General features: G+C 68.1%; 14 protein-coding genes. 5 read left to right on the forward strand and 9 right to left on the reverse strand.

All coding sequences use genetic code 11. The features are described 5' to 3' along the window. Positions 1–3: 3 nt before the first annotated feature. The 6 genes from AC5QAB_RS05640 to AC5QAB_RS05665 all read right to left on the reverse strand — a co-directional run bounded on the left by AC5QAB_RS05640 (position 4) and on the right by AC5QAB_RS05665 (position 8,111). Positions 4–3,114: an error-prone DNA polymerase gene (locus AC5QAB_RS05640; protein WP_197561972.1), complete on the reverse strand. Its 3,111-nt coding sequence runs from the start codon at positions 3,112–3,114 to the stop codon at positions 4–6. Positions 3,115–3,120: 6 nt separating this feature from the next. Then, on the reverse strand, positions 3,121–4,530 hold the full coding sequence (locus AC5QAB_RS05645; protein WP_046431214.1) for a Y-family DNA polymerase: 1,410 nt from the start codon (positions 4,528–4,530) through the stop codon (positions 3,121–3,123). A 9-nt stretch (positions 4,531–4,539) separates the two neighbouring features. After that, positions 4,540–5,154, reverse strand: coding sequence for a translesion DNA synthesis-associated protein ImuA (gene imuA, locus AC5QAB_RS05650; protein WP_014647509.1), 615 nt, complete (start codon positions 5,152–5,154; stop codon positions 4,540–4,542). Positions 5,155–5,373: 219 nt separating this feature from the next. Then, entirely contained in the window at positions 5,374–6,381 is a 1,008-nt protein-coding gene (locus AC5QAB_RS05655; protein WP_053496083.1) for a cyclase family protein, read from the reverse strand. 36 nt (positions 6,382–6,417) lie between these two features. Next, positions 6,418–7,068: a DsbA family oxidoreductase gene (locus AC5QAB_RS05660; protein ID WP_014647507.1), complete on the reverse strand. Its 651-nt coding sequence runs from the start codon at positions 7,066–7,068 to the stop codon at positions 6,418–6,420. Between the two features lie 92 nt (positions 7,069–7,160). Then, the gene (locus tag AC5QAB_RS05665) at positions 7,161–8,111 is read right to left on the reverse strand and encodes a LysR family transcriptional regulator (protein ID WP_014647506.1); all 951 of its coding nucleotides are present in this window, start codon (positions 8,109–8,111) and stop codon (positions 7,161–7,163) included. Positions 8,112–8,243: 132 nt separating this feature from the next. On the opposite strand from AC5QAB_RS05665, the gene AC5QAB_RS05670 reads away from it, so the two are divergent. After that, positions 8,244–9,134, forward strand: coding sequence for a sterol desaturase family protein (locus AC5QAB_RS05670; RefSeq protein WP_134965956.1), 891 nt, complete (start codon positions 8,244–8,246; stop codon positions 9,132–9,134). A 9-nt stretch (positions 9,135–9,143) separates the two neighbouring features. Here AC5QAB_RS05670 and AC5QAB_RS05675 read toward each other — a convergent pair whose 3' ends face one another. Both AC5QAB_RS05675 and AC5QAB_RS05680 read right to left on the reverse strand, forming a co-directional pair. Then, on the reverse strand, positions 9,144–9,848 hold the full coding sequence (locus AC5QAB_RS05675) for an AraC family transcriptional regulator (RefSeq protein ID WP_134965955.1): 705 nt from the start codon (positions 9,846–9,848) through the stop codon (positions 9,144–9,146). 271 nt (positions 9,849–10,119) lie between these two features. Continuing rightward, positions 10,120–10,554 (reverse strand): VOC family protein, encoded by a 435-nt coding sequence (locus AC5QAB_RS05680; RefSeq protein ID WP_014647503.1) that lies wholly within the window; start codon positions 10,552–10,554, stop codon positions 10,120–10,122. Between the two features lie 337 nt (positions 10,555–10,891). Between AC5QAB_RS05680 and AC5QAB_RS05685 the strand changes: the two genes are divergently transcribed. Further along, positions 10,892–13,687 carry a glycoside hydrolase family 3 C-terminal domain-containing protein gene (locus AC5QAB_RS05685; protein WP_197561975.1) on the forward strand — a complete coding sequence of 932 codons (2,796 nt, stop codon included), beginning with the start codon at positions 10,892–10,894 and terminating at the stop codon, positions 13,685–13,687. Between the two features lie 98 nt (positions 13,688–13,785). Here AC5QAB_RS05685 and AC5QAB_RS05690 read toward each other — a convergent pair whose 3' ends face one another. Next, positions 13,786–14,682 (reverse strand): LysR family transcriptional regulator, encoded by an 897-nt coding sequence (locus tag AC5QAB_RS05690; RefSeq protein ID WP_014647501.1) that lies wholly within the window; start codon positions 14,680–14,682, stop codon positions 13,786–13,788. A gap of 105 nt (positions 14,683–14,787) precedes the next feature. Between AC5QAB_RS05690 and AC5QAB_RS05695 the strand changes: the two genes are divergently transcribed. From AC5QAB_RS05695 to AC5QAB_RS05705, 3 genes are all read left to right on the forward strand, one after another. Further along, positions 14,788–16,146: an MFS transporter gene (locus AC5QAB_RS05695; RefSeq protein ID WP_197562114.1), complete on the forward strand. Its 1,359-nt coding sequence runs from the start codon at positions 14,788–14,790 to the stop codon at positions 16,144–16,146. After that, positions 16,146–16,532 carry a DUF4440 domain-containing protein gene (locus tag AC5QAB_RS05700; protein ID WP_032957712.1) on the forward strand — a complete coding sequence of 129 codons (387 nt, stop codon included), beginning with the start codon at positions 16,146–16,148 and terminating at the stop codon, positions 16,530–16,532. Before AC5QAB_RS05695 ends, AC5QAB_RS05700 begins: the two co-directional genes overlap by 1 nt. Positions 16,533–16,726: 194 nt before the next feature. Further along, the gene (locus AC5QAB_RS05705) at positions 16,727–18,637 is read left to right on the forward strand and encodes a CocE/NonD family hydrolase (RefSeq protein WP_197562115.1); all 1,911 of its coding nucleotides are present in this window, start codon (positions 16,727–16,729) and stop codon (positions 18,635–18,637) included. Positions 18,638–18,898: the final 261 nt, after the last annotated feature.

An 18,898-nucleotide genomic window follows, 5' to 3' on the forward strand; every position in this document is an offset into this window, starting at 1 on the left:
TCGTCAATGGAAATCGCGGCTGTGGCTGCGCAACCCCTGCAACAGTTCATCCAGGCAGTGCATGCGCTGCACGATGACATGCTGCACGCCATCGACGCGTTCCAGGCGGCCGTCGATCTGCATCAGCCGGGTATCGACCAGGACCCGGTGCTGGCGATCGGCCAGGTGCCGCCAGACCACGGCATTGACCATGCCGGTCTCGTCTTCAAGGGTGAGGAAGGTAACGCCACTGGCGGTCTGCGGGCGCTGGCGCATGCGGACCAGGCCGGCGATGCGCACGCGACGGCCATGGCCGTGGCCCGCAAGCTGCGCGGCATCCAGGCAGCCGCGGCTGCGCAGCTGCGTGCGCAGGAACGAGATCGGGTGGCGGCCGAGGGTGGTGCCGATGCTGCGGTAATCGGCCTGCATGTCCTCCCAGGCGCTGGGCAGGGGCAGCGGCACACGTGCTTCAGTGGTAGCGCGGGCCTGGTCGAACAGCGGCAGCCGGTTCTCCACGCCGGAGATATCCCAGCGTGCACGATGGCGATGGCCGCTGAGCCCGCGCAGCGCACCGGCATCGGCCAGCAGGCCCTGCTGGCGGCGATCCAGGGCGGTGCGCTGGCACAGGTCGCCCACATCGTCGAACGGGCGCCGTGCACGTTCGCGCATGATGGCCTGTACAGCCGCTTCATTGCAGCCGTCGACCAGGCGCAGGCCGAGCCGGATCGCGGCCGCGCCCCTGCTGAAATCCAGCGTGCAATCCCAGTCGCTGTGGCGCACGTCCACGGGAAGCACGCTGATGCCATGCCGGCGCGCGTCCTGCAGCAGCTGGTCGGGGCTGTAGAAACCCAGCGGCTGGCTGTTGATCAGGCTGGCGGTGAACGCGGCCGGATGGTGGCATTTCAGCCAGCAGCTGTTATAGGTCAGCAGGGCGAAGCTGGCGGCGTGGCTTTCCGGGAAACCGTAATCACCGAACCCTTTGATCTGCTCGAACAGGTGCTCACCGTATTCGCGGCTGAAGCCGTTTTTCAACATGCCTGCCAGCAGTTTTTCACGATGCGGTTCCAAGCCGCCACGGCGTTTCCAGGCCGCCATCGAACGGCGCAGGGCATCGGCCTGGCCAGGCGTGTAACCGGCTGCTTCGACCGCCAGCTGCATCACCTGTTCCTGGAACAATGGCACGCCCAGCGTGCGTGCGAACACGCGTTCCAGCTGCGGTGGGTAGAGCGGGTTGTCCGGGTCGTTCAACGCGTCCGGTCCCTGTTCGCGCAGGATCCGGCGCCGCTCCAGATAGGGGTGCACCATGTCGCCCTGGATCGGGCCAGGGCGCACGATTGCCACCTCGATCACCAGGTCATAGAACGTGCGTGGCTGCATGCGCGGCAGCATCGCCATCTGTGCGCGCGATTCGATCTGGAACACGCCGATGGTGTCGGCGGCGCAGATCATGTCGAAGGTCTTTGCATCCTTGGGCGGGATCGCATCCATGCGTCCTTCATGCAGGCCATGCTGTTTCAGCATGGCCAGGCACTTGCGGATGGCGGTAAGCATGCCCAGCGCCAGGCAGTCGACCTTCATCAGGCCGGTGGCGTCGAGGTCGTCCTTGTCCCATTGGATGACGGTGCGGTCGGCCATCGCCGCGTTTTCCACCGGCACCAGGGTCGACAGGGGATGTTCGGAAATCACGAAACCGCCGGGGTGCTGCGACAGGTGGCGCGGGAAGTCGATCAGCTCGGCGGTCAGCGCCAGCAGGCGCCGCATCAAGGGCGTGTCCGGATCGAAACCGCGCTCGCGCAGGGTTTCCGGCAATGGGATGTTGCCGCCCCAGTGGTCCATCGCCGCGCCCAGTTCGTTGACCTGGTCCATCGGCAGGCCAAGTGCACGCGCCACGTCGCGGATCGCGCTGCGGCCACGGTAGCTGATTGCCACCGCGGTCAGTGCGGCGCGCTCGCGGCCATAGCGCTTGAACACGTACTGCAGCACTTCCTCGCGGCGCTCGTGCTCGAAATCGATGTCGATATCCGGTGGCTCGTCGCGCTCGGCGGAGATGAAGCGCTCGAACAGCAGGTTGCTGCGTGCCGGGTCGATCTCGGTCACGCCCAGCACGAAGCACACCGCGGAGTTGGCCGCCGAGCCGCGGCCCTGGCAGAGGATGTCCTGGCTGCGCGCGAAGCGCACGATGTCCTGCACGGTGAGGAAGTACGAGGCGTAGTTCTTCTGCTTGATCAACGCCAGTTCGTGTTCGATCTGCTCGCGTTGTTTCGGTTCGATGCCGCCTTTCCAGCGCCAGGGGATGCCACGCTCGACCAGCACGCGCAGCCAGCTGTCCGGGTCATGCCCCTCGGGCACCAGCTCGCGTGGGTAGGTGTACTGCAGCTGTTCCAGGGTGAAGTGGCAGCGCTCGGCGATGCGCAGGGTCTCGGCCAGCAATTCGGGCGGATACAGTTGGGCCAGCGCGGTGCGCGGACGCAGATGGCGCTCGCCGTTGGGGAACAGGCGCCAGCCAGCCTCGGCCACGCTGCAGCGGTGGCGGATCGCGGTCAGGGTGTCCTGCAGGGCGCGGCGGCGGCGCACGTGCATGTGCACGTCGCCACTGGCGACCAGCGGCAGGCGGTGGCGTTGGCCGAAGGCCTGCAGCTGCTGCAGGCGGCGTGCGTCGTCGTGTTCGTGGTGCAGCTCCACCGCCAACCACAGCCGATCATTGAAGCCGGCGCGCAGCAGTTCCAGGTCGGTGGCGGCCGGTTGCCGGTCCAGCCACAGGCACAGCAGGCCGTCGGGCAGGCCGAGCAGATCCTCGCGCAGGCAGCGGTACTCGCCCTTGGCTGCGCGCCGCCGGCAGGTGGTGATCAACTGGCAGAGCCCGGCATAGGCGGCCTGGTCGGTGCACAGCAGGGCCAGCTTCGGGCCGTCCTCGACCTGGAATTCGGCGCCGACGATCAGCGCCACGCCATGCGCCTTCGCCGCCTGCCAGGCGCGCACAATGCCGGCCAGCGAGCATTCGTCGGTGATCGCCAGTGCCCGGTAACCCTGGCCAGCGGCGCGCGCGAACAGTTCTTCGGCGATCGAAGCACCGCGCTGGAAACTGAAGGCCGACAGGCAGTGCAGTTCGGCGTAGCCGGGCAGTTCGCTGTGCATGGCGGCTCAGCCGAACCAGCCGTGCAGCATCCACGGCGCATGCGGATCGTTGCGCTCACGGAAGGCCCAGCCGCGCTGGCCGTGTGCGGTTTCCACCACGTAGTAGTCGCGGCGTGCGTCGGCCTGGTCCCACCAGCCCGATTCGATCCGCTCCGGCCCGGCGACGATGCGCAGGCGCGGGTCACGCAACGGTTGTGGGGTGTCCAGCAACCAGCCGGGGCGCAGTGGCCAGTACGACGGGGGCTTGGCCGGTGGCTGGGTACCACTGGCGCGTTCGGGGCGATGGTCGGCCTGCACCGCCAGCGGCTGCACGGCGTCATCACCCAGCCGCGCACGCAGGCGCTCGCGCAGCTGGTTCCAGGGCATCGCCTGCGCCGGCCGGGTATCGAACAGGTCACGCGCGGCGGGCACGAACGGTGGCAGCTGCTCGGCCTGCAGGCGCAGTGCGCGGCTGCCGGCCGGCAGGGCGAACGCTTCCATGCGGTTGCGTGCGATCTCGAACAGCAGCGCAGGATCGCGTTCGGGGGCCAGCAGGCCGATGGTCAGCACGCTGGCCGGCAGCAGGTCGTGCTCGAAATGCAGGTCGAAGCGCTGCACGCCGCCATCGCGCGAACACAGGAAGGCGGCCAGGTCCAGCAGCAGGCGGCGCAGCGGGAACAGCAGGGCCTGGCTGGATTCGATCTCGTATTCGAATTCGATGCGCGCATCGAAACGGTCCGGTGGCTGGTAGTAGCGCAGCGGCGCGGTGGGCAGGCCGCGCAGTGCATCCAGCTGCTGCAGTACCTCCGGTGCGAAGCGCCGGGCCAGGCTGTCACGCGGCAGCTCGAGCACCGCACCCAGCGTGCGCAGGCCGGAACGGCCGAGCACGGTCACCGCGTCGCTGGGCAGGCCGCAGCGCGGCAAGGGTAGCTGCGCCAGTGCCGCTGGCAGCTGCTGCGCATCGATGCCGAGGCCGTCGTGGACGTTGGCCAGCACGCGCGCGGCATGCGCCGTGGGCGCGGCCACCAGGCGGTGGCGGAAACCGAGTTCATGCAGTTCGTTGCGCAGGCGCTTTTCGATCGTCAGCCAGTCACCGAACAGGGCACGGCTGGCGCCGATTTCCAGCACCAGTGCATGCGGGAAATCGAGGCTGACCTGCGAGCTGTAGGCGTAGGCCCAGCTGGCCAGCAGCTGCCGGGTGTGCTGTTCCGCGTCAGGGTCGTAGTCGTGCAGGTGCATGTCCTGCACCAGCACCTGCGCGGCCGACAGCAGCATGCCCGGGCGCAGCCCTGCTGCGCGCGCGGCCGGGCTGACCGCACGCAGCACGCGGCGCTGCGCTGGGCCCTGCAGCAGCACCAGTGGCCGCTGGGGGTCCGGCTGCAGGCGCAGCACGCTGTCCAGCGCCAGCTGCGGCAACAACAGGCAGGCCCAGTGCATGGCGCGGCCTCAGTGGGTGATGGCCAGTGGCAACGGCTGCGCGGGTGGCAGGCCGCCACGGCACTTCAGCACCCTTACCTGGCCGTGGTCGAGCTGCAGGCGCAGGCTGGCCGGGGAGGGGTTGCGCGCTGCCTGCGCCTCGCGGAACACGAAGCCCAGGCACTGGCCGCTGTCGGCGGCGACCTGCAGCCGGCGCAGGGCGCGATCGTCGGCCTGGTGCGGCCAGCACAGCACCGCCGCGCAGGCGGCAGAGCGCAGGCATTGTTCGGCCGCCCACAGCGCCTGCTTCGGCGCAGCATGGATGATCTGCAGCTGGGCCAGATCCAGCCCGGCCGCAGCCCAGGCCGGGGCATGCGGGCGATAGGGTGGGGCGACCAGCACGATCGGGCGGTCGCGCTGGCTCAGCCTGGCCAGCGCCGGCCAGACCAGGGCCAGTTCGCCAACGCCCGGCGCCGCCTGCAGCACCTCGCACAGCCCGCTGGCCGGCCAGCCGCCGCCGGGCAGGCGTGCGTCCAGCGCCGGGTGGCCGCTGGCCAGGTGGTCGCTGGCCGGCCCTTGGCGGGCCGGGCCGCGCCACAACTGGCGGCCGTCCAGCAGCCGGTCGAGGGCGACGACGGCGCCCATCAGCCGGTCCTCCAAGGGAGGCGCCGGGCGGGCTGGAAGCGGCAGGAACGGGCGGAAACGACAGGCATGGAGCGAGTATCGGCGGGCTGGTATCAGGGGCTGAGACCAGACATGCTACTCGCCTTGTGAGTAGAATTACTAATGAAATTGGCGGGCCGGGTTTCAGGTTGCTGAAGTGGGAAAGGAGTGCCGACCCAGGTCGGCACCCACAGGGCCCGGTTACGGGCGGACCGGCAGCGCGACCGGGCGCAGCGGCGCGGCATCGCCGCCGCGGATCTTCAGCGGGCCGCCGATGAAGGCGAACTCGTAGACCTTGTCGCGGGCCAGTTCATCCAGCGCCACCAGTTCGATGATCGGCGCGCCCTGCTGGGCCAGCAGGTAGGTGTGCAGCGGCACGTAGTCGTCAGCCACCTCCGAGGGGAAGGTCTCGAAGCTCAGGTTGTCGGCGCCGACGATCATCGCGCCGCTGTCCTCAACCAGGAAGCGCGCCGCGTCCAGACCCATGCCCGGCGGGTTGGCCATGTAGGCCTTGGGCTGTTCGAACAGGCGCATGCGGCCGGTGCGGATCAGCACCACGTCGCCCTGCTGCAGCTTCACCCGCTGGCGTGCCAGCGCATCCTTCAGGTCCTGGCGGGTGACGCGGTAGCTGTCCGGCAGCATGTCCACGCCCTTGGCGGCGGCCACGTCGATCAGTACGCCACGCGCGATCAGCGGCGGGAATTTCTCGATGCCGGTGACATTCCAGCCACGATCGCCGAGATGCTTGTCGGCCTCGAAGCCGTTCCAGATCTTTCCGTGGATGCCAAAGTGGTTCAGCGCATCGATGTGGGTGCCGGTGTGGCTGTACATCGAGAACGCGGTGCCGGTGTAGCTGCGGGTGAGGTTCATGGTCTCGCCCACGCCCATCGGATCATCCATCACCGTGCCGCGCGGGGTGTGGGTCATCCAGAACTGGTAGTGCGGGTCGCCGGCGTCCTGCCAGCTGGGCATGCCGACGTAGTAGTCGGTGGCCAGGTCATAGGCCTTGCCGCCGCTGACCCGCGACAGGATCGCCGCACGCGAGGCTTCGGTGATCAGGTTGAGCCGGCCGATCTCGTCCTTCGGCCCCCAGGGGCTGGTGCCGACCTGCTGGCCGGAGGGAACGCGTTCGTGCGCGGACACGGTGGTGGACGCCGCGGTGCCGGCCAGCAGCAGGGCCAGCGCGCTGGCCAGGATACGTGGGGTCATGGGGGAATCTCCTTGCAGGGTGGGGGAGGGTGCGGCTCAGGCCGCGACCAGGGGCGCCAGGGCCTGGCGCAGTTGCGGCAGCGGCAGGGTCTGCAGGCGCAGGCCGTTGCCGCCGATCACGGTGGGAATGGAGCGGATGCCGAGGGCAGCGGCGTCGGCACGATCGGCCTGCACGCGCTGGCGCACTGCGTCGCTGCGCATGTGGTCAGCGAAGGCACCACGGGGATGGCCCAGTGATTCGGCGATATCCAGCAGCACTTCGGCGTCGCCGATGTTGCGGTGCTGGTGCAGGTGCGCCCATTGCACCGCGTCGAACATTGCGCCATGGGCATCATTGCCGCCGATCAACCCTGCGGCCTGGCAGGCCAGTGCGCCGAGCCAGCCGGAGGGATATTCGAAGTCCTGTGCGCGCATGCCTTCGATATCGATGCGCGCGCTGTCTTCATGCGCGGCGCAGTCGGTCCAGTGGCGCAGGATGATCGCCTTGGCGCGCTCCATCGAGCCGAACACCTCGACCATCTGCGCGCGCGAGTCCTGCAGCACGAAGCTGCGATGGCGCACCTGGATGCCGAGTTCGGCCGAGACCTGCTGCAGGCGCGGGGCCAGCACGAAGCACCAGCCGCAGACCACGTCGTGGAAGAAGTCGACCACCGGCGCGGCGGTGGCGGGGGAAGGAACGGGAGACATCTGCCTGCCATCGGTGAGAGGGGAGGCGGCAGATTAGGCAGCGCGGCGGGGCCGAAACAGCGCGCCGTGGGCAGCTCAGTTTTCGCTGGCGGTTACGAATCCAGGCCGGCGCAGCGGGGCAGCTCGGCGTGCAGGAAATCGATGAAGGCACGCACCTTGGGTTGCAGGTGGCGCGACGTGGGATAGACCGCATGCACGAAGCGTGGCGGATAGCGGTGGTCGGGCAGCACCTGTTGGAGTTCGCCACGGGCCAGCGCTGGTGCCGCCAGGAACGAGGGCAGGGCGCCGATGCCCATGCCGGCCACCAGCAGGTCGCGCAGCAGCAGGCTGTTGTTGACGGTGACGCGTGCCGGCAGGGTGATGGTCACCTGCCCATCCGGGCCGAGCAGCGGCCAGCTGCCGGGGGAGTCGGACAGGCTGTAGGCCAGCACACTGTGCACCTGCAGATCGTCCACCGACTGCGGTGCTGGACGCTGCCGCAGGTAGGACGGGGCAGCGCACAGCACCTGTTGCAGCGAGGCAAGCCGGCGCGCCACCAGTCGCGAGTCGTCCAGCTCGGCACGCAGCCGCAACGACACATCGAAACCCTCACCGACCGCATCAAGCAGGCGATCTTCCATCACCAGGTCCAGCGACAGCTGTGGATGCTGTTGCAGGAAGCGTGGCAGCAGCGGCGACAGCGTGCTCAGTGCGAACGACTGCGGTGCATTGACACGCAGGCGCCCGGCCACCTCGCCACGCTGTTCGGCGATGCCACGTTCCAATGCGTCCAATTCGTCGAGCAGGCGGCAGCATTCGCGGTAATAGGCGTGGCCGGTCTCGGTCAGGCTCATGCGCCGCGTGGTCCGCTGCAGCAGCACCACGCCCAGGTGCGTTTCCAGCGCGCGCAACTGCTTGCTCAGCCCGGCCGGCGACATGCCCAGGTCTTCGGCAGCGCGGGCCAGCCCGCCGCGTTCGACGATGCGGCGGAAGGCGCGCATCAGGTTGAAGGAATCCATGCCGGTACCGGGCGCGATGAGGGCGCCATTGTAGATCCACGCCATCCGTGGGTGGGGGAAACGCGGTGTCGGGCAAAGGGGGGATATCCACCGAGGCGGGGCGGGTTGCGCCGTTTGTTCAAGCCCGCAACCGTCGTGCCGCGCCAGCATGCAGGCCCCTCACGTTCCGGGTTGCCCATGAAACACTGGATCCTCCGCCTGTATGCCCCGTTGTTCCTGCTCGGTTTCGTTGCCGCCGCCGTCGTCTGGGTCGGCCACCTCCATGGCGATCCGCTATGGCTGCTGGCCTTGCTGGCGGTCGCCATCGCGGTTTCGTTCGCTGCCGAACGTGCCTGGCCGTATGACCCCGCGTTCAACCACGACCACGGCGACAGTCTGCGTGACACCCTGCATGCACTGGTCAACGAAAGCCTGAACCTGCTGTCGATCGCTGCGGTGCCGCTGCTGGCAGCGCTCCTTCCGTGGCAGCTGTGGCCGCTGCAGTGGCCGTTCGTTCTGCAGGTACTGCTGGCCATCGTCTGCGCCGACCTTGGCATTACCCTGGTGCACTACGCCAGCCATCGCATCGGCTGGCTGTGGCGGTTGCACGCGGTGCATCACAGCGTCATCCGCATGTACGGCTTCAACGGCTTGATGAAGCATCCGCTGCACCAGGCGGCCGAAGCAGTGGGCGGCGTACTGCCGCTGCTGCTGTTGGGCCTGCCGATGCCGGTGGCTGCGGTGCTGGCCTTCGCCATTGCCATCCAGCTGCTGCTGCAGCACTCCAACGTGGACATGCGCCCGGGCCTGCTGGGCCGGGTGATGGCGTGGGCGCCGCTGCACCGCTTCCACCACATGCGTTACGGCACCGCTGGCGACGTCAACTTCGGCCTGTTCCTGACCGTCTGGGATCACCTGCTGGGGACCGCCTTCGATGCGCCGGGCTATCGGCTGCAGCAGCGCGACCTCGGCATCGGCAGCCAACCGGACTATCCGCGCGATTATCCGGGACAGCTGCTGGCGCCGTTCCGCGAACTGCCGCACGGCGAGGTGCCGGAGCTGCCGGAAGGTCTGCGCAGGCGCGGATGATGGGCCGTGTCAGGCCGCGTGAAGCTGCAGGCCCTGCAGCTGTGCGGCACCGATACCGAACATGCGGCGCAGGCTGCGCGACAGATGGGCCAGATCGGCGAATCCAGCGGCATGCGCACTGTCGGTCAGGGTGTGCCCGCGCAGATGATGCATGAGTGCGCGGCGCAGCCGCTGCCACAGCACCCAGCCGCGCAGGGTCACCGCCAGATCAGACTGGAAACGCCGGTGCAGCTGGCTGGTCGACAGGTGCGCCGCCCCGGCGATATCGGCGGCCGGCACCGGGCCGGGCAGGTGCTGGGCGATACGGGCCAATGCCGCCTGCACGCGGCGGTCCAGCGGTTGCGGGCGGCTCAGCCGTGGCAGCCAGCCGTGCAGTTCCAGCGCGTTGCCCGGCAGTGCGTGCAGGTATTGCTGGATCTGTGCGGGATTGGCATGCGTCGGCTCAAGAAACACCGTGCAGCCTGCTTCTGGCGCTAACAGGATCGCGTGCGACTGGAATGATGGCAGCCACAGTCGCTGGCCTTGCTGCTGCACGCCATCGACCTCGACCTGCCAGGCTGCGCCGTCGCTGAGCAGCAGTTGATGGGCGTAGTGCGCGTGCGCGGCGCTGTCACCGGCATGACCCTGCAGCACGGCCACGTGAGCATCCAGCAGCAACGTGCCATTCCAGGGCAGGGTGGGGGAGGACATTGAGGGATTGTAGATCCACGCCATGCGTGGATGAATCTCCATCGAAATCAAATATTTCGACAATGAAACGAAGAGCATCCACGCATGGCGTGGATCTACCGCAGGTTGCGAGAAATTGTTGAAGGCGGGGTGGGTCCGTTGGCGGGGGCGTGAGCGCCATGGATGGCGCGACCGAGCCTCCAGGGACGGATTCACGGCGTCCCCCGCCAACGGACCCACCCCGCCTACCCACAGGAGCCCCGCTGTTGCTTTGGCCGTTGCCTCTGCGGGTGCCGGGCGCAGCCCGGCCGTCCCCTCACCGCCCGTGCGGATCCGGCCGGTGATGCACGTATTCAACCACGGTGCCATCGGGATGCACCGCATTGAACGCCGCCCCGGTCGGGACTACCTGCAGCGGGAAGATGATCTCGGCGCCGGCGGCGACCAGTTTGTCGTGATAGGGCCGAACATCATCGACCAGCAGTGTCCCCGTGGTCGAGGTGAACGGGGCCAGTGCCGCCTGGCTGCCTTCGATCAGCAGGAAGGCGCCGACCATCGCCAGGCGCAGCCCGGCTTCCGGGAACGGGAACCCCGCATCGGCTACCACGCCCTGCAACTGCTCGTAGAACGCCACGCTGCGCTCCAGCTCGCCCGGGGCCACGAACACCCGGATCAGCACGCGCGGTGCGCGCTGGCTGGAGGTGTCACAGCGGTCGCGCCAGAGATGATCGAAGTCGCGATGTACGGTCATGGGCTCGCTTCGTGGCCAGGGATCTCCATTATCAGCAGCCTCGCGCGGCGCGCTGATGACCGCCAGTGATGGCCTGATAACCATTGGCCGGGTTGCCCCTGTGACTTAGGTCCTGTTGACAGGTGTGAACGCCCTCGCACAATCTTCCCAGGATTGGGTCGCCCTGCGCGGCCCGGGCAGGCAGGTTGTCACGCCGGGAGGAGGGTCCCGCGCGCAGACCGGCCCGTCCATCGGCCTGCGGGGCGTTGCCTGGCAACCCCTGCGCGGCATGAACGCTGCACCCTTCGGCGGCACTTTCCCTGGACCGATTGCCTTGGCAACGGAATTACGCCTGCCGATGAAAACGTTTACAAAACCGCTTGCACTGTCTCTGGCCCTGTCTGCCGCACTGGCCGCTCCGGCCTGGGCCGACCCGGCCGCGTTCACTGTGCTGACCCTGGAACAGGCGCCCCACGCCGAGGCGATGCCGGCGCTGGCCGCGCAACTGAAGAGCCTGAAGGTGGACGCGGTGAGCGTGCGCCAGGTGCAGCGCGGCATCGGCCAGGTCGATCCGCTGCAGGTGCTGGCCGATGGCCTGGGCTACGAGTACCGCTTCATTGCCGCCGGCAAGGACGATGGCCAGACCCAGCGCGGCCAGGCTGTTCTGACCCGGCTGCCGATCGCCGCTGAATCCGGCCCCGACCAGCCGGGCCTGAACTACCTGCGCCTGGACGATGGCCGCCACACTGTGGCGGTCTATACCGATGCCGGTGCAGGTGCGGCGCAGCTGCCGGCGCTGGTCACCCGTTCGCGGCTGGGTGCACCGGCGGTGCTGCTCGGCGCGGTGGCCGGTGAATCTGCCAAGGCCGCAGGCTTCGATCCGGCGCGTGTGGCGCTGGAAGCCGATGCCAGCTATTTCAGCGACGGCTTCCAGGCCGCCAGCAGCGCGCCGTTCAAGGTGGAAGGCAGCACGCTGCGTGCCACCCTGCTGACCCTGGCCTATGCCGCCGACAAGCACGGCGACACGCCGTGGATGGACACCACGCTCAACGCCGATGCGCGCGCTGCGCTGCTGCTGAAGGCGATGACCGAGGATGAGAAGTTCCAGATGCTGCACAGCTACTTCGGGCTGGGCAAGGACGGCGGCCCGCTGCCGGAAGGTGCGGTCGGTTCGGCCGGCTTCGTGCCGGGCGTACCGCGGCTGGGCATCCCGTCGCAGCAGTCGGCCGATGCCGGTGTCGGCGTGACCAATCCGGGGGGCATCCGCCCGGGCGACTTCGCCACGGCAATGCCATCGGGCCCGTCCACCGCATCGAGCTGGAACCGCGAAGTTGCCTTCGCCGGTGGCGCCACGATGGGCCGCGAGGCGTGGCAGCAGCGCTTCAATATCCTGCTGTCGGGCAGCGTCAACCTGCAGCGTGACCCGCGCAACGGCCGCAACTTCGAGTACGCCGGCGAAGACCCGCTGCTGGCCGGCTCGATGGTTGGCGCGCTGATCCAGGGCGTGCAGAGCCAGCACGTGATCTCCTCGATGAAGCACTTCGCGCTGAACGACATGGAGACCCGTCGCAACTTCCACGACGTGCGCATCGGCGAACAGGCCATGCACGAGTCGGACCTGTTGGCCTTCGAGATCGCGCTGGATGCCGGTCGCCCGGGCGTGGCGATGTGCTCGTACAACAAGATCAACGGCACCTACGGCTGCGAGAACGGCTACCTGATGAACCAGGTGCTGAAGCAGGAATGGAAGTTCCCCGGTTTCGTGATGTCCGACTGGGGTGGCGTGCACAGTGGCTCGAAGGCTGCGCTGGCCGGCCTGGACCAGCAGTCGGCCGGTGAGGTGTTCGACGCGGCGGTGTTCTTCGATGAACCGCTGCGCCTGGCCGTGCATGGCGGCGTGGTGCCGCAGGCGCGCCTGAACGACATGGTGGCGCGCATCCTGCGCACGATGTTCCTGCATGGCAACTTCGACAACCCGCCGCAGCACCAGAAGGTGGATGCCGAGGCCGGCTTCGCCGTTGCCCAGCGCACGGTGGAGGAGGGCAGCGTGCTGCTGCGCAATGAGGGCAACCTGTTGCCGCTGGCCGACAGCGTGAAGCGCATCGTCATCATCGGCGGCCATGCCGACAAGGGCGTGATCGGTGGCGGTGGTTCATCGATGGTGGGCGTGACCGCCAAGGGCACCAACGCGGTGCCCGGCGTGATGCCGACCACCTGGCCGGGCCCGGTGATCTTCCATCCGTCCTCGCCGCTGGAATCGCTGCGTGCGGCGCGCCCGGACGCGACTATCACGTATGTGGATGGCACCAACGCCGCTGCTGCGGCCAAGGCGGCCGCGCAGGCGGATGTGGCCATCGTGTTTGCCACGCAGTGGGCCGCCGAATCGGTGGACCTGCCGGACATGCGGCTGCCGGACAACCAGGATGCCCTGATCTCGGCAGTGGCCAAGGCCAACCCGAAGACCGTGCTGGTGCTGGAAACCAACGGCCCGGTGCGCACACCGTGGCTGGCGCAGGTGCCGGCGATGCTGCAGGCCTGGTACCCGGGCATCCGCGGTGGCGAAGGCATTGCCGCACTGCTGACCGGCCAGGTCAATCCATCCGGCCGCCTGCCGGTGACCTGGGTGACGGACGAATCGCAGCTGCCGCGCCCGCACATCGACGGCCTCGGCTTCAAGCCGGCCAAGCCGTTCGGTGATGTGTTCGATTTCGATATCGAAGGTGCCAACGTCGGCTACAAGTGGATGGCGGCCAAGGGCCTGACCCCGACCTTCGCCTTTGGCCATGGCCTGTCCTACACCTCGTTCGCCTATGACAACCTGAAGGTGAGCGTGGAAGGTTCGCGCCTGGTCGCCAGCGTCGACATCCGCAACACCGGCAAGCGCGCCGGTGCCGACGTGGCCCAGCTGTACCTGAAGCTGCCGGCCGGCAGCACCACGCCGATCCGCCTGATCGGCTATGACAAGGTGACCCTGCAGCCGGGCGAACAGCGCCGCATCCGCATCGAAGCCGAGCCGAAGACGCTGGCCCACTACGATGCACAGGCGCGCCAGTGGAAGATCGACGGTGGCACCTACCAGGTGCAGCTGTCGCGCAACGCCGCCGAACCGCTGCAGACGGTGGACGTGCAGCTGGTGGAGCAGGTGCTGCGCTGAGGCTTGAAGGCACGGCCCGCAAGGGCCGTGCCTGAAAAAGGGGACGGAGGGGATTAAGTCGTTTATGCATAAACGACTTAATCCCCTCCGTCCCCTTTTCATATGGCGAACCACCCGCGCAGGAAATCGATCAGCTGCCGCACCTTCGGCGAGGGCTGCGTGCTGTGCGGGTAGACCGCGTACACGCTCTGCTGCGGGAAGCGGTGCTGGCGCAGCACCGGGCGCAGGCGGTCCTGGGCCAGGTCGTCCTCGATCAGCCAGCGTGGCAGCACGGTGACCCCGGCGCCGGCCACGGCGAAGGCGCGCAGGCTGCTGGCACCATCCACGCGCACCACCGCATTGCCCGGATTGGTGGCAAACAAGGCGTCGCTGCCGTCGGGCGCGACCACCGGCACGTCGGCCAGGCGCGGGTAACCCAGGCGGGGCAGGGTGCCCAGTTGCACGGGGTCATTGGCCGCATCGGCAGAGGGCAGGCGTGCCAGCAGGGACGGAGCCGCCACCGCGCACAGCGGGTGCCGTTCCAGTTCACTGGCATGCAGGCCCGAATCGGGCAGACGGCCAAGACGGATCGCCAGGTCGAAGCGCTCGGGAATCAGGTCTGCCGGCGCGGGAGACGTGGACAGGTGCAGCTGCAGGGCCGGATGCCGCGCACGGAAGGCTTCCAGTGCGGGAATCAGGCGAAGCTGCGCGTACTCCGGGGTGGTGGTCAGGCGCAGCACACCCTGCAGCTGGTGCTGGTCGCGCCGCGCGGCATCGATTGCCGCCTGCGCGGCATCCAGCGCCTGTACGCAGTGCTGCAGGAACTGTTCGCCAGCGTCGGTCAGGGCCAGGTGGCGGGTACTGCGCAGCAGCAGGGTCACGCCCAGCTCCTGCTCCAGCCGTTTCAGGTTGAAGCTGACCACCGCACGGCTCAGGCCGAGCCGATCGGCCGCTGCGGTCAGGCTGCCGGCCTCGACCACGGCACGGAAGATATCGAAGCGATCGAGGCTGACCATGGCGATTCATTGTCAAAACAGATTTGACAGTGTTGCAGGTGTTGTCGTGTTTTTCCAACAAAGCCCGGACGGCATGCTGGACGCTTCCTTGCTGGAGCGCCGCCGATGCCGTCCCCCCGCCTGCGCCATGAGGCGATCTTCTTGCTGGTGTTCGCCCTGGATCTGGTCAACATGTTCATCGCCACGGTGGCCTATCCGGCACTGGCAGCGGAACTGCACGCTGATGTCGGTACCCTGGCCTGGGTGGGCACCGCCTACATGCTGGGCCTGAGCGTGGTGATTCCGCTGGCGCCCTGGTTGGCCGCGCGCTGTGGTGAGCGTCGCCTGCTGCTGGTGGCGTTGCTGTTGTTCGCGGTTGCCGCTGTGCTGGCCGGCGCCGCACCGGGTATCGGCTGGCTGCTGGGCTGGCGCCTGCTTCAGGGGCTGGCCGGCGGCCTGCTGATTCCGGTGGCACAGGCGGCAGCGTACCGACAGTGCACGCCGGACCAGCGTGGCGCGCTGACCCGCCGCATCCTGCTGGTGGCGCTGCTGGTGCCCGCACTGGCGCCGGCGCTGGGCGGGGTGCTGGTGCAGTGGTTGTCCTGGCGCGGTGTGCTCTGGGCCAGCCTGCCGTTGGCGGTGGTGGCGATCGGCCTGGTGCTGGCCTGGATGCCGGCCGATGGCGCGCGCAGTGCGCCGCGCCTGCAGGCCTATGCGCTGTCCACCGCGATGCTGGCGCTGGGCGCGCTGCTGCTGGCGTTGACCTGGCTGGGTGAACCCGGCCATCGGGCCGCCGGTGCCGTACTGCTGTTGATCGCAATGCTGTTGGCGGCGGCCCACCTGCGGCATGCACGGCAGCAGGCGCAGCCCCTGCTGCGCTGGTCGCTGCTGTCCCATCGGGGCCTGCGCTTGGCGATGCTGGTCTATCTGGCAGTGCCCGGTGTGTTCATCGGCAGCCAGCTGGTCAGTACCCTGCAGCTGCACCAGGCCGGTTACAGCGCGGCACGCATCGGCGCGTTGATGCTGCCCTGGGCGCTGGCCTCGGCCATTGCGATCACGGCCAGCAAGCGCCTGCTGGCGCGCTTCGGCCCGTCCACGGTACTGCGTACGGGCATGCTCCTGCAGGCCAGCGGCCTGCTGTTGATGGCGCTGCTGCCGCAGCCGGCCTTCGCGTTGGCCGGGCTGCTGTTCGCTCTGATGGGCGCCGGCGGCAGCCTGTGCAGCAGCACCGCGCAGACGCTGGCCTTCCATGGGGTCGAGGGCGAAGCATTGGGCGATGCCAGCGCACTCTGGAACCTCAACCGCCAGCTCAGCTTCTGCCTGGGCACCGCGGCCATCGCGCTGCTGCTGGCATTGGCCATGCAATGGCTGCCGGCCCACGCCACCGGCATGGCGCTGGGTCTGGCCGCGGTACTGACCCTGCTGCCGATGGCGCTGCTGCGCCGGCCGCAGTTGCTCACCCTTTCGCAACCGGAGAACATCTGATGGATACCACCGCAGAACATGAAATCCACCACCTGCACGACAAGCTGCAGGCCTGGTTCCGTGCCGATGTCGGCGCCGATGCGCTGGAGGATCTGATGGCGCACTTCAGCGCGGACTTCAGCATGGTCGGCATCGCGGGTCGCCGATTGGATCGGCAAGCCGTGCAGGCGTTGTTCGCGGGCGGTCACGGGGCGCGCCCCGGGCTGCGGATTTCCATCGACGCCGTGCACGCGGTGGAAGCGCCTTCACCGCTGGCGGTGCTGCGCTATCGCGAAGGGCATTCGATCGATGGCGGCACGCCTGCATGGCGGGAGTCACTGGCGGTGCTGCGGCAGGAAACCGGGCGCTGGCGCTGGCTGGCCCTGCATGAAGTGCCGGTAGCCTGACCGGTAGTGCCGGCTGCTGGCCGGCAACCGCGTAACGCGCCGCAGGATCATGAAGTTGCCGGCCAGCGCAGCGGCAACGCAGGCACATGTGCCATCAGTCCTGCCTGCATCCACCGCAGAATGCAAAGCCCGCACACACTTCATGGCTCGGGGCAGGAGTAGGCTTGGAGCTTTCCTGCCGGGAGGGGTTGTCCATGCGTGTGCGTGCCGTCGCTGTAGCCATTGCCCTTTGCCTGTCCAGCGCCGTGCTGGCCGCCGATACCCCGCCGATGACCCCGGACATCAGCGGCAAGCCCTTCGTTGCCCCCGATGTCGGTCGTGACTACGACAAGCGCGTGGTGATGGTGCCGATGCGTGATGGCATCAAGCTGTATACGGTGATCGTGGTGCCCAAGGGTGCCCGCAATGCCCCGATCCTGCTGACCCGCACCCCCTACGACGCTGCTGGCCGTGCCAACCGCAGTGACTCGCCGCGCATGCGCGACCTGCTGCCACAGGGCGACGAGGTGTTCGTCGACGGCGGCTACATCCGCGTGTTCCAGGACATCCGTGGCAAGTACGGCTCCGAAGGCGATTACGTGATGACCCGGCCGCTGCGCGGGCCGTTGAACAACACCAGGGTGGATCACTCAACCGACGCCTGGGACACCATCGACTGGCTGGTGAAGAACGTGCCGGAGAGTAACGGCAAGGTCGGTATGCTCGGCTCATCGTACGAGGGTTTCACCGTGGTGATGGCGCTGACCGACCCGCACCCGGCACTGAAGGTGGCCGCGCCGCAGAGCCCGATGGTCGATGGCTGGATGGGTGACGACTGGCTCAACTACGGTGCGTTCCGCCAGGTCAACTTCAACTATTTCGCAATGCAGACCGAGAAGCGCGGCAAGGGCACGCCGCTGCCCAGCCTCGGCTATGACGACTACAGCACCTTCCTGCGCCTCGGTTCGGCCGGTGACTACGCGCGTTTCACCGGCGTGGACCAGCTGACCTGGTGGAAGAAGCTGGTCGAGCACCCGGCCTATGATGGCTTCTGGCAGGGCCAGGCGTTGGACGCGGTGATGGCCAAGACACCGTTGAAGGTGCCGACCATGTGGCTGCAGGGCCTGTGGGACCAGGAAGACATGTGGGGTGCCAACCACGCCTACCAGGCGATGGAAGGGCGCGACAGCGGCAACAACCGCAACTATCTGGTGATGGGCCCGTGGCGGCACAGCCAGGTGAACTACGGCGGCAGCGAGCTGGGTGCGCTGAAGTTCGATGGCGATACCGCGCTGCAGTTCCGTCGCGATGTGCTCAAGCCGTTCTTCGACCAGTACCTGGTGGACGGCGCGCCGAAGGCCGATACGCCGCCGGTGCTGATCTACAACACCGGCGAAAACCACTGGGACCGCCTGAAGGGTTGGCCGCGCAGCTGCGACAAGGGCTGTGCCGCCAGCAGCAAGCCGCTGTACCTGCGCGCCGGCGGCAAGCTGGCGTTCCAGGCACCGGCGGCGGGCGAGGGGGACTTCGAGGAATACGTGTCCGACCCGGCCAAGCCGGTACCGTTCGTGCCGCGCCCGGTCCGCTTCGGCGACCGCGACATGTGGACCACCTGGCTGGTCAAGGACCAGCGATTCGTTGATGGCCGCCCGGACGTGCTGACCTTCATCACCGAACCGCTGACCGCGCCGCTGCGCATTGGCGGCGCGCCGGTGGTGCACCTGCAGGCTTCGACCAGTGGCACCGACAGCGACTGGGTGGTGAAGCTGATCGACGTGTATCCGGACCAGGAAGCGTCGACGCCGGAGATGGGTGGCTACGAGCTGCCGGTGTCGCTGGCGATCTTCCGTGGCCGTTACCGCGAAAGCTTCAGCGATCCGAAGCCGCTGGCCGCCAACCAGGTGCTGCCGTACCGCTTCGACCTGCCCAACGCCAACCACACCTTCCAGAAGGGGCATCGGGTGATGGTGCAGGTGCAGTCCAGCCTGTTCCCCCTGTATGACCGCAATCCGCAGACGTACGTGCCGAACATCTACCTGGCCAAGCCGGGCGATTACCAGAAGGCCACGCAGCGGGTCTGGCACAGCGCAGCGCAGGCCAGTTACATCGATCTGCCGGTGTATTGAGGTTGATGAGGTACGCCGGGTGCGCGATGCCCGGCGGCGGTAGTGCCGGCCGCTGGCCGGCATCGGCGACGGTGCAGGACCGTGTCGACCAAGGTCGACACCTGCCAGGGCTGAGCCACAGCAGGTTGATTCAGGCGATGGTGGTAGTGCCGGCCGCTGGCCGGTATCCGCGACGGTGCAGGAGCATGTCGACCAAGGTCGACACCTACCGGGGCTGAGCCATGGCATGTCGAATCAGGCGGCTTTGGTAGTGCCGGCCGC

Source organism: Stenotrophomonas sp. YJH_SMC_127 (assembly GCF_059372445.1).

Excerpts from the sequence above, each read along its gene's own strand:
- AC5QAB_RS05640 (WP_197561972.1), bottom strand. The coding sequence starts at position 3,114 with ATGCACAGCGAACTGCCCGGCTACGCCGAACTGCACTGCCTGTCGGCC.
- AC5QAB_RS05645 (WP_046431214.1), bottom strand. The coding sequence starts at position 4,530 with ATGCACTGGGCCTGCCTGTTGTTGCCGCAGCTGGCGCTGGACAGCGTG.
- imuA (WP_014647509.1), bottom strand. The coding sequence starts at position 5,154 with ATGGGCGCCGTCGTCGCCCTCGACCGGCTGCTGGACGGCCGCCAGTTG.
- AC5QAB_RS05655 (WP_053496083.1), bottom strand. The coding sequence starts at position 6,381 with ATGACCCCACGTATCCTGGCCAGCGCGCTGGCCCTGCTGCTGGCCGGC.
- AC5QAB_RS05660 (WP_014647507.1), bottom strand. The coding sequence starts at position 7,068 with ATGTCTCCCGTTCCTTCCCCCGCCACCGCCGCGCCGGTGGTCGACTTC.
- AC5QAB_RS05665 (WP_014647506.1), bottom strand. The coding sequence starts at position 8,111 with ATGGCGTGGATCTACAATGGCGCCCTCATCGCGCCCGGTACCGGCATG.
- AC5QAB_RS05670 (WP_134965956.1), top strand. The coding sequence starts at position 8,244 with ATGAAACACTGGATCCTCCGCCTGTATGCCCCGTTGTTCCTGCTCGGT.
- AC5QAB_RS05675 (WP_134965955.1), bottom strand. The coding sequence starts at position 9,848 with ATGGCGTGGATCTACAATCCCTCAATGTCCTCCCCCACCCTGCCCTGG.
- AC5QAB_RS05680 (WP_014647503.1), bottom strand. The coding sequence starts at position 10,554 with ATGACCGTACATCGCGACTTCGATCATCTCTGGCGCGACCGCTGTGAC.
- AC5QAB_RS05685 (WP_197561975.1), top strand. The coding sequence starts at position 10,892 with ATGAAAACGTTTACAAAACCGCTTGCACTGTCTCTGGCCCTGTCTGCC.
- AC5QAB_RS05690 (WP_014647501.1), bottom strand. The coding sequence starts at position 14,682 with ATGGTCAGCCTCGATCGCTTCGATATCTTCCGTGCCGTGGTCGAGGCC.
- AC5QAB_RS05695 (WP_197562114.1), top strand. The coding sequence starts at position 14,788 with ATGCCGTCCCCCCGCCTGCGCCATGAGGCGATCTTCTTGCTGGTGTTC.
- AC5QAB_RS05700 (WP_032957712.1), top strand. The coding sequence starts at position 16,146 with ATGGATACCACCGCAGAACATGAAATCCACCACCTGCACGACAAGCTG.
- AC5QAB_RS05705 (WP_197562115.1), top strand. The coding sequence starts at position 16,727 with ATGCGTGTGCGTGCCGTCGCTGTAGCCATTGCCCTTTGCCTGTCCAGC.